Origin of the sequence: Pseudomonas sp. FSL R10-2964, assembly GCF_009600035.1 — a bacterium.
GTDB classification, from domain to species: domain Bacteria; phylum Pseudomonadota; class Gammaproteobacteria; order Pseudomonadales; family Pseudomonadaceae; genus Aquipseudomonas; species Aquipseudomonas bubulae.
In genome coordinates, this window is record NZ_WIWH01000006.1 from 140800 (window position 1) to 149127 (window position 8328).

Sequence of the window (8328 nt, forward strand, 5' to 3'; positions counted from 1 at the left end):
ACAGCTGAGTTACTACTTTTGAGTTTGCTGTACCATCCCACGATCAGACTGAAATGCAGGATAAGCAATTGAAAGGGAAATTGAGCCTAGCGGTATTCGCTCTCGCCATCATGGCATCCTGCGCGGCGGCGGCTGATTGGCAGGGACTGCAAGCACCAGTGTTCTCTGGGGCAGACAGGGTGATAGATGGGCCGTGGGGTGACGCCTACAAGGTGACGGTAAGTTATAGCGTCCACCCGTATAAAGGTGGCGTAATTTATGGTGCGTCAGCCTCCTATGCCTCCAAAGACATATTCTCAACAATCACAGCGCCTTCGTGTGAAAGGCCGGTCTGGAAAGCTGGAAACAAGACCATCCCTACCCACGGCAAAATGACGCGGCTATCGGGAATTGTTATTTACCTTGTCGACTTTGGTGAGAAAGATTTCAAGAGGCTAACGAGCAGCGAGGCTATAACATTGAATTGGTGTGGGCAGGTCCTTCCGCTAACTGCTGATGAGAAAAAGGCAATATCAAAGTTGATTGCTGAAGCCAAGGATGCCGTCTGGTAGCCAAAATATGATTACCTAATCTTAAGAGCCTGCCGAGTGCAGGTTTTTTTACGCCCGGAGAAAGCGCATGAGTCGCTTCACCACCACCCTGAAAACCGAGCAGCTCGACCGGCGTACCTACAAGCTGCTCGCTGACCTGGTGCTGGCCGACGGTGACGAGCGCGTGATCACTGTCCCCGCGGGTTACACAACCGACTTCGCGAGCATCGAGGTGCTGCACAACGCGCTCCTATTCGTGTTGTTCGCGCTGGTGTCGGGATACGGCAACTACGCGGCGACCGTGCATGACTGGCTTTATGAGCATGGATCGCTGACGCGCAAAGAGGCGGACGCGGTGCTGTACCGTGCGCTGCGCGCTGAGGGTGTGGCGCGTTGGCGAGCTTGGCTGATGTATGCAGGTGTCCGTTTAGGCGGTGCCAAGCAATACAAGACCCCGACAAGTTCGGGGTTTTCTTCGTCTGGAGATTGAAAAGACGAAGCCCCGGCGAGCTGTAATCACCAGGGCTTCTCATTCCTTCAAGCATCTCAACATGGCGGAATGTAAAAACAAGATAGCAGGCTAACAAATAATAGTCACGATTAGTCCTTCAGTTCTATCGACTACAAGATTCAGCCATCCAGCCCGTCAAGTGCGGGTATTTTTTCGCCTGGAGAAAGCCATGCCCATCACCGAGCAGCAGCTGCTGCAGATCCTCCCGAACGCCGGCCGCCAAGCCGGCGTTTTTGTTCCTGTGCTGAACACGGCCATGGGCAAATACGGAATTGTCACTCGCTTGCGCATTGCCGCCTTCATTGCCCAGGTCGGCCATGAGTCTGGCCAGCTGACGCGCCTGGTGGAAAACCTGAACTACAGCGCTGAAGGCCTGATGAAGACTTGGCCAAGCCGGTTCGACCTGGTTCGAGCAACGGCAGCAGCCCGCAAGCCCGAGCAGATCGCCAACATCGTGTATGCCGGTCGCATGGGCAACACCGAGCCGGGTGATGGCTGGAAATATCGCGGTCGTGGTTTGTTCCAGGTGACCGGCAAGACGAACTATGCAGCGTGTGGCGATGCCCTGGGCCTGGACTTGCTCAATCGGCCGGAGTTGCTGGAGCAGACTCAATACGCCGCCCTGTCGGCCGCATGGTTCTGGTCGGTGAATGGCTTGAACACCCTGGCCGATGCCGGCGACCTGAGAAAGATCACTCAGCGCATCAACGGTGGGCTCAATGGTCAGGCCGACCGCCAGGCGCTGTACGACAAGGCGCTGAAGGTGCTGGCATGACGCCGGTGCAGATCCTGGTCACGATCCTGCTGGCCGTGGTCACCAGCGCCGCCGGCACCTGGCAGGTTCAGGACTGGAGGATGGGCAAGAAGCTCGCCGAGCAGGCCGGCCTGCACCAGGCAGATCTAACGACAATCGGCAATGCCGCCGCCGCCCAGGCCCGCGAAGAGCAGGACAAGCGGCTGGGCCTAGAAGGCCGTCTTCAATCTATAGACGAAGCGCATTTCAAGGAATTTAGTGATGCACAGAAAAATATTTCAAGGCTGCGTGATCGCCTGGCTACTGCTGATCTGCGGCTGTCAGTCCTTCTCGACGCCGCGGATTCAGCCAGTGGCTGCAACGTGCCTTCCACCCCCGGCGCCGTCGGCGTGGTTCATGGAGCCGCGCGAGCCCAACTTGACCCAGCGCATGCTCAACGAATTATCGCCATCACCGACGCCGGCGACCAAGGACTGATCGCGCTGCGGGCGTGCCAGGCTTATGTCAGGGCTGTGTTGCGTTAAGCTAGACCGAATGGATTGAATCGCGCACAAGGAAAGGCTATGGGTCAGGATTTTGTAGGGCTGGGAGTGCTGCTGGTCGTCGCCTGGATGGTTGCCATCGCGCTTATCATTTACGTAGCGGCCAAGTAGAAAAGCAAAGCCCCGGATTCGCCACACCTTCGGAGCTTCTATTCCCACCACCATCCCTCAATGTCGGTGAGCGTGAGCGCACGGTAGCAAATGATTTGATGAAAGCCAATTGCACGGATGAATCGCTGAAAAGCAAAGCCCCGGAGTGCGCGACTCCAGGGCTTCTATTTTCGCCTCCATCCCTTAATGGCTGACGAACGTGGCTGGGAGATTACCAGCGACTTTCGGATATTTCACTACGACTATAGGAGTTAGTATTCGGTCGGCAGGACGCCGGGGGAGGGGGCCGAAAAGGCTCAGTGACTTTACGAGTGACTTTGTAAAATACGGTTGCGCACTGTTGGGCATCGTTGCAGCGAGCGCCAGGCGCGAAGCCTTGTAGTTAGCGGGCTCCAGAGGTGTCCGCTTGCATGGGGTGCTAGGGGTCGAGTGTTCGAATCACTCCGTCCCGACCATATTTTTCAATGACTTGGCCGAACTCTTACCAGTTCGGCTTTTTCATGCTCGGAAAATTACTCCCACATTTACTCCCACGGATATCTTGGATCTCGGTAGCTATGTCATCTGAGAGGCGTAGTTGTGTTCGAGTCTCGTGTTCCTGGGCAGCCCGTACCAGTGCAGGAACCTGAAGAAGCGAAGACGTTCGTCAATGGGGTTGCCGATCTCGAAAGTCCGCGAGGCAAGCTTCGGGCGATGGCTATAGGTAGCGCGGAGCTCTCTGTTGCTGGTGAGGTGATCCGGGCATTCGCTCAGATTCCGGTAGAGCCAATGGATATCACATGGTTCCAGCGGCTGAGGTTCGTGTCGATGAGTGCTATGAACTTCCTGATGATGGGAGCATAGGGCTGATCAAGCGCAGGAACCTGATGGTTAAAGCTATCGATGCCGTGCTTGCGTCATTGCGGTTGACGCTGAGCCGCAATTTCCTGATAGCGCAGAGATTCATATCTGGATGCGTACCCGAAATCGCGACAGCTGGTTCTGTCAAATCGTATCTCCCCCTTGATTCGGCAAGATGAGGCGCCATCAAAGACTCATGAAACTGACGAGGTCGCCAAGAGAGCCTCACTTGTAAGTGAGTGAGGGCGGATCTACGGCTTTTCGGTCCTGAGTGGGATCGTAGACATGTTTCAGTGGGTTTTCGGGGGACTGGCGGACGGGCCTGGGCGGGCGTTATCACGTCATTGATTGTCAGCATCTGCTTGATATTCAGGCAGCTGCCTCATACGAGTAGCAGTTCCCAAGTCCAGATCATGCTCAGCGGCATACTGCGACAACTGTCTGGCAGTGTGCCTATGCAAACTCAACAAAGTTGCAAATGACAGGGGCTCTATCGTATTTCGGGTGGCCGAATTCGGTCCTCGAGCTATCTTTACTGGATGTGCTCACTAAAACGTTGAACTCCATTAAATTGCTGCCTGGACGTTTCGGTGTTGCATTTAGCCAATAGAATGGAGGCGGGGGATGGCGCATTTTCGGGCATCAATGGAGGGCGACAAGCAGGTCTTGCTCGGCCGAATTGTCACCATGGATGATGGCGGTACTGTGCATGAACGCGGTGCGCTATGTATCGAGGGCGATCGGATCTCTGCTGTAGTATCAGATCCAGCTCACATTCCGGCGAGCTTCGCCGATGTGACTGCGGTCCAGACGCAAGGCACCCTCTATCCAGGTCTCATCGAACTGCACAATCACCTGAGCTACAACTTCCTGCCCTTGTGGTCGGTGCCCAAACGCTACACCAATCGTAACCAATGGCGCACGCAAGAACCGGACTACGACACCTCTATTGCTCTACCAGCCAAGGTCCTCGGCTCGAATGTAGATCAGGACTATGCGCGCAGTATCGCCCGGTTTGTCGAATGTCGTTCGTTGTTGGGAGGCACCACCACGACACAGGGCCTCAGCTCCGGCGGTACGGGCGGCAAGAAATGGTACCGAGGGCTGACCCGGAACGTTGAAGCGCCATATGACCCTCTTTTCCCGGCCGCGGGCGGCCACACGCTGGACTATCTGCCCGCTGAAATCGCCACGGACCTGGCACCTGCTCTGCAGAAGGATCGCCCTTTCTTTTATCACCTCAGTGAAGGCACCGATGACGATGCCCGTCAGCGCTTCCTCGACCTTGAGTACGCGCCCAACACTTGGGCCATCGACCGCGACCTCATCACGATCCACTGCACAGCGCTGAAGGCGGAGCATTTTCCTCGACTAGAGGCTGCCGCCGGCATGGTGTGGTCACCGCTGTCGAATTTGCTTCTCTATGGAGAAACGGCGAATGTCGCCGCAGCAAAATCAGCAGGGGTCAAAATCGCGCTCGGCTCGGACTGGTCACCCAGCGGCAGCAAGAACCTTCTGGGTGAGCTCAAGATCGCCAGGCTGGTCAGCCAGCATCACAACAGCCTGTTCACTGACGAAGAGCTTGTCCGCATGGTGACGTCCACGCCGGCCAGGATGCTTGGTTGGCAAGGACTGGTCGGCAGTATTGAACGCGGCAAGAAGGCGGATATCCTGATACTTGAGGGAAGCTACCAAGACCCCTACGAGCAACTGATCACGGCGCGCGAAGATCATGTCATTGCGGTTGTGATTGACGGCCGGCCTCGCCACGGACGCATGGGCTTTCTCGATTTTGATACCAGCCAGCAGGAGCGATTCGTGATTGGCGGCAAGGACTACGCTCTTGACCTGGCCGAACAAGGTGACGACCCTTTGGCCGGACTCTCGCTCGGGACCGCGATAGCCAAACTCACCTATGGCCTGGCCAACTTGCCTAAGTTGGCCGCCGAGGCACCGGCCCCCATGACAATGGCGTTCAGTTTGATTGAGGATCAGGTGCTCAGCATCGACTTTGACCTCGATGAGGGCGAAGACTTCAGGGTCGTGCAGGACGAGGTACGAAAAGCCGTACCAATACTCAGGCCGCTGCCCATGGCGCCCATCACAGCGGTCGATGATGCGGCATTCCGTGATGCACTTAAAGCTAACGTCAATCTGCCGGACTACTTGAAGGACGCGCTGTAGTACCGTTGTCCGATGTTGTGGCGGACTATCACATCACCGGCGCCACATTGGCTGGCAGTAAATGAAACCAGAGGAGCAGTTGTGTGGTGCGAATTTGCAAAATCGAGATCCAGAATTTCAGATCTATTCGATCCCTTTCCTGGCGGCCGTCGTCGGGTCTGAACTGCTTGATTGGTCCAGGAGACAGCGGCAAGACTACCATCCTCGATGCCATCGACCTTTGTCTAGGGGCTCGGCGCAATGTCGCGTTCGGGGATACCGACTTCTTCGGTCTGGATGTCACCCAGCCTATCCGCATCACGATAACCGTAGGTGCATTGCCTGACCCGTTGAAGGACCTGGATACCTATGGGCATTTTCTGCAGGCATTCAACAGGGAGACCGGCTTGGTCGAGGAAGAGCCTCGACAAGGAATCGAAACCGTACTCACGTTGCGCCTGACTGTGGACAGCGAACTGGAACCGGCCTGGTCGCTCGTTTCCGAGCGTGCCCACGCGCTGGGCCTGGAGCGCAATATCGCCTGGAAGGACCGGCTCTCCCTTGCGCCTGCACGACTGGGGACATACTCCAGCTCCAACCTGTCATGGACGCGCGGGTCTGTACTCAATCGGCTTTCCGAAGAGCGCCCCAACCTAGGGGCTGAACTGGCGCATGCTGCCCGCGAGGCTCGGGTCAGCTTCGGCAACCAGGCGGGCATCCAACTGGCTGAAACGCTGCAAATCGTCACCCAGAAGGCAAATGAGCTGGGGGTTCCCGTCGGAGCACAGGCCCAAGCCCTGCTGGATGCGCACTCGGTCTCCATCGCAGACGGTGCAATCGCCTTGCATGATGAGAGCGGAGTGCCCTTGCGCTCACTGGGAACAGGCTCGTCCCGGCTGCTTGTGGCAGGTTTGCAGCGTGCCGCTGTGGGATGCAAATAAAGGTTCATCCGTATAAATAAAGTATCATCCGTATAAATAAAGTTTCATTCTGAGCCTGCATCCGCTATGTTGAGGTCATCGACACAGCGGGGGCAGGCTTTCTCATGTCTGGAACATTCAAGGGGCTGACCCAGGCCCAGATCGATAGAAGGCTCAAGGACGGGCGTGGCCAAGGCCAGGGATCAGACTACAAGCCGTTCATCTACACCAGGGACGTGTCCTCGCTGGGTCGCTCCCACCGCCTGCCTGGCAGCAAGACCCGGCGTTTACACCATCTTCTATCCGATCTTGAACTGGCCATCTTCCTGACCTTGGATCGGTCTCCCCATGTCACCGATATCCGTGAACAGTTTCCGATGCGGGTCGAAGATACGGTGCGCATCGCCGAGGAGCTTGGCCTGCCCCACGGTTGTTACAAGGGTACCCCGCAGGTACTGACCAGCGACTTTCTGGTGGATTTCGAAGATCCTCAGCGCCCGAGCATCGCGATTCAGGCCAAGTACAGTACCGACCTGCAGAAGCCTGAAGTTATCGAGAGGCTTGAACTTGAAAGGCGCTACTGGCAGGAAAAAGGTATTCCCTGGGTCATCGTCACTGAGCGCGAGGTATCCAAGGTGGCATTTGCCAATATCCAATGGCTCTATCCTGCCCATGCTGAAGGCGACATCGCTCAGGACGATCTCGCCCATTACCAGCAGCTGTTTCTGCTCGAGTTTCAGCGTCACCCAGACCGGAAGCTGACCGCTATTGCCCAAGGACTGGATACCTCCGGCCAGCTGGAGGCCGGTCAGGCGCTCTATTGGCTACGCCAGTTGCTGGCCCGGCACTGTTTCCTTTTCGATCTTGACACTCCTTACCGGGAGCTGAAGCCGAAAGACCTGGTTGCCAACTCTCATCAAATGCATCAGGAGCTGAGCAGTGTTGCCCGTTAATCAGGTGTTCCGGATGGGGGAACTGCGAAAGCGCCTGCTTTGGTCCGGTACCGAGCAGGCAATCTGGATCGATATCGATTCGGACACGGCGTTGCCCGAACCGATATCGATTGTAGAGCTGGAGCGTCTGATCATGGAGCGGGAGCTGGAGAGCATTGCCGATCCCTTCGAGGAAACAGTCCTACGGGAGGTTGAGGAAGGTTCCCTTGATCAGCAGAAGCGTGATGAAGCTTGGGGAATGCTGGCGGATTTTGTGCACGACCCCCAGCTTTTCGTGCGGCGCCCCAGAGGGCTCATTGTCAGAGGCATCATGGAGCGCCATGGTGTCACCAATCAGACGGTGTATAGGTTACTGAGGCGCTACTGGCAGCGAGGCATGTGCAGGAATGCCCTCTTGCCGGACTATGTCAACTCGGGCGCCCGTGGCAAGCGCAGAAAGCCGAACCAGGCCAAGCTGGGCAGGCCCAGAGTGGTGATGGAGGGGAAAGGGAGCAATGTCACGCCGGACATCGAGCGCATTTTTCGCCGGGTCATCGAGGAACGTTTGCTCAAGGAAAAACATCCGTCCATTCCTGATGCCTACGCCGCCGGGCTGAATCTGCTCCGTGCTGTTCTGACGGAGCTGCCGACCTTCGAACTGCCTACATTGGGGCAGTTCCGTTACTTCTATGGGCGCGAATATCACTTCACCGACACCTTGAATCGCCCCAGGTTTCCTAGACACTCTCCAGGCTCGCTGCGTAACGCTTTTCAAACTCTACCGGTGACAGCTGATTGTTGAAACTGTGGCGTCGTTTTGGGTTGTAAAACATCTCGATGTAATCGAACACATCATCCCGAGCATCCTGGCGTGTAGTGTAGATTTTACGCTTGATCCGCTCCCGCTTTAGCAGCTGGAAAAAGCTCTCCGCTACAGCGTTGTCGTGGCAGTTACCTCGACGACTCATGCTGGCTACCAGGTTGTTAGCTTTCAAGAAGCTTCGCCAGTCTGAGCTGCTGTACTG

At 56.5% G+C, this 8328-nt stretch carries 8 protein-coding genes and 1 pseudogene; 8 read left to right on the plus strand and 1 reads right to left on the minus strand.

The window, feature by feature from the left end:
* Positions 1-53: 53 nt before the first annotated feature.
* The 8 genes and pseudogenes from GHN92_RS05410 to GHN92_RS05445 all read left to right on the plus strand — a co-directional run bounded on the left by GHN92_RS05410 (position 54) and on the right by GHN92_RS05445 (position 8105).
* The gene (locus tag GHN92_RS05410) at positions 54-551 is read left to right on the plus strand and encodes a hypothetical protein (RefSeq protein ID WP_153379634.1); all 498 of its coding nucleotides are present in this window, start codon (positions 54-56) and stop codon (positions 549-551) included.
* 67 nt (positions 552-618) lie between these two features.
* The gene (locus GHN92_RS05415; protein ID WP_153379636.1) at positions 619-1020 is read left to right on the plus strand and encodes a DUF1353 domain-containing protein; all 402 of its coding nucleotides are present in this window, start codon (positions 619-621) and stop codon (positions 1018-1020) included.
* Between the two features lie 190 nt (positions 1021-1210).
* The gene (locus tag GHN92_RS05420; RefSeq protein ID WP_153379638.1) at positions 1211-1816 is read left to right on the plus strand and encodes a glycoside hydrolase family 19 protein; all 606 of its coding nucleotides are present in this window, start codon (positions 1211-1213) and stop codon (positions 1814-1816) included.
* Positions 1813-2319, plus strand: coding sequence for a lysis system i-spanin subunit Rz (locus GHN92_RS05425; RefSeq protein WP_153379640.1), 507 nt, complete (start codon positions 1813-1815; stop codon positions 2317-2319). Before GHN92_RS05420 ends, GHN92_RS05425 begins: the two co-directional genes overlap by 4 nt.
* Before the next feature lie 1593 nt (positions 2320-3912).
* Positions 3913-5472 (plus strand): amidohydrolase family protein, encoded by a 1560-nt coding sequence (locus tag GHN92_RS05430; protein WP_052229583.1) that lies wholly within the window; start codon positions 3913-3915, stop codon positions 5470-5472.
* Positions 5473-5555: 83 nt separating this feature from the next.
* Positions 5556-6377 (plus strand): annotated as a pseudogene (locus tag GHN92_RS05435) (ATP-dependent endonuclease); the annotation flags it as partial.
* 119 nt (positions 6378-6496) lie between these two features.
* On the plus strand, positions 6497-7324 hold the full coding sequence (locus tag GHN92_RS05440; RefSeq protein ID WP_000017067.1) for a heteromeric transposase endonuclease subunit TnsA: 828 nt from the start codon (positions 6497-6499) through the stop codon (positions 7322-7324).
* Complete coding sequence (locus GHN92_RS05445) at positions 7311-8105, plus strand: helix-turn-helix domain-containing protein (protein WP_256666420.1); 795 nt, start codon at positions 7311-7313, stop codon at positions 8103-8105. The genes GHN92_RS05440 and GHN92_RS05445 overlap by 14 nt, the downstream gene beginning before the upstream one ends.
* Here GHN92_RS05445 and GHN92_RS05450 read toward each other — a convergent pair.
* Positions 8041-8328, minus strand: a 288-nt coding sequence (locus tag GHN92_RS05450) for an IS3 family transposase (RefSeq protein ID WP_153379642.1), incomplete at its 5' end; no start/stop codon positions are given. The two genes, GHN92_RS05445 and GHN92_RS05450, sit on opposite strands and share 65 nt — an antisense overlap.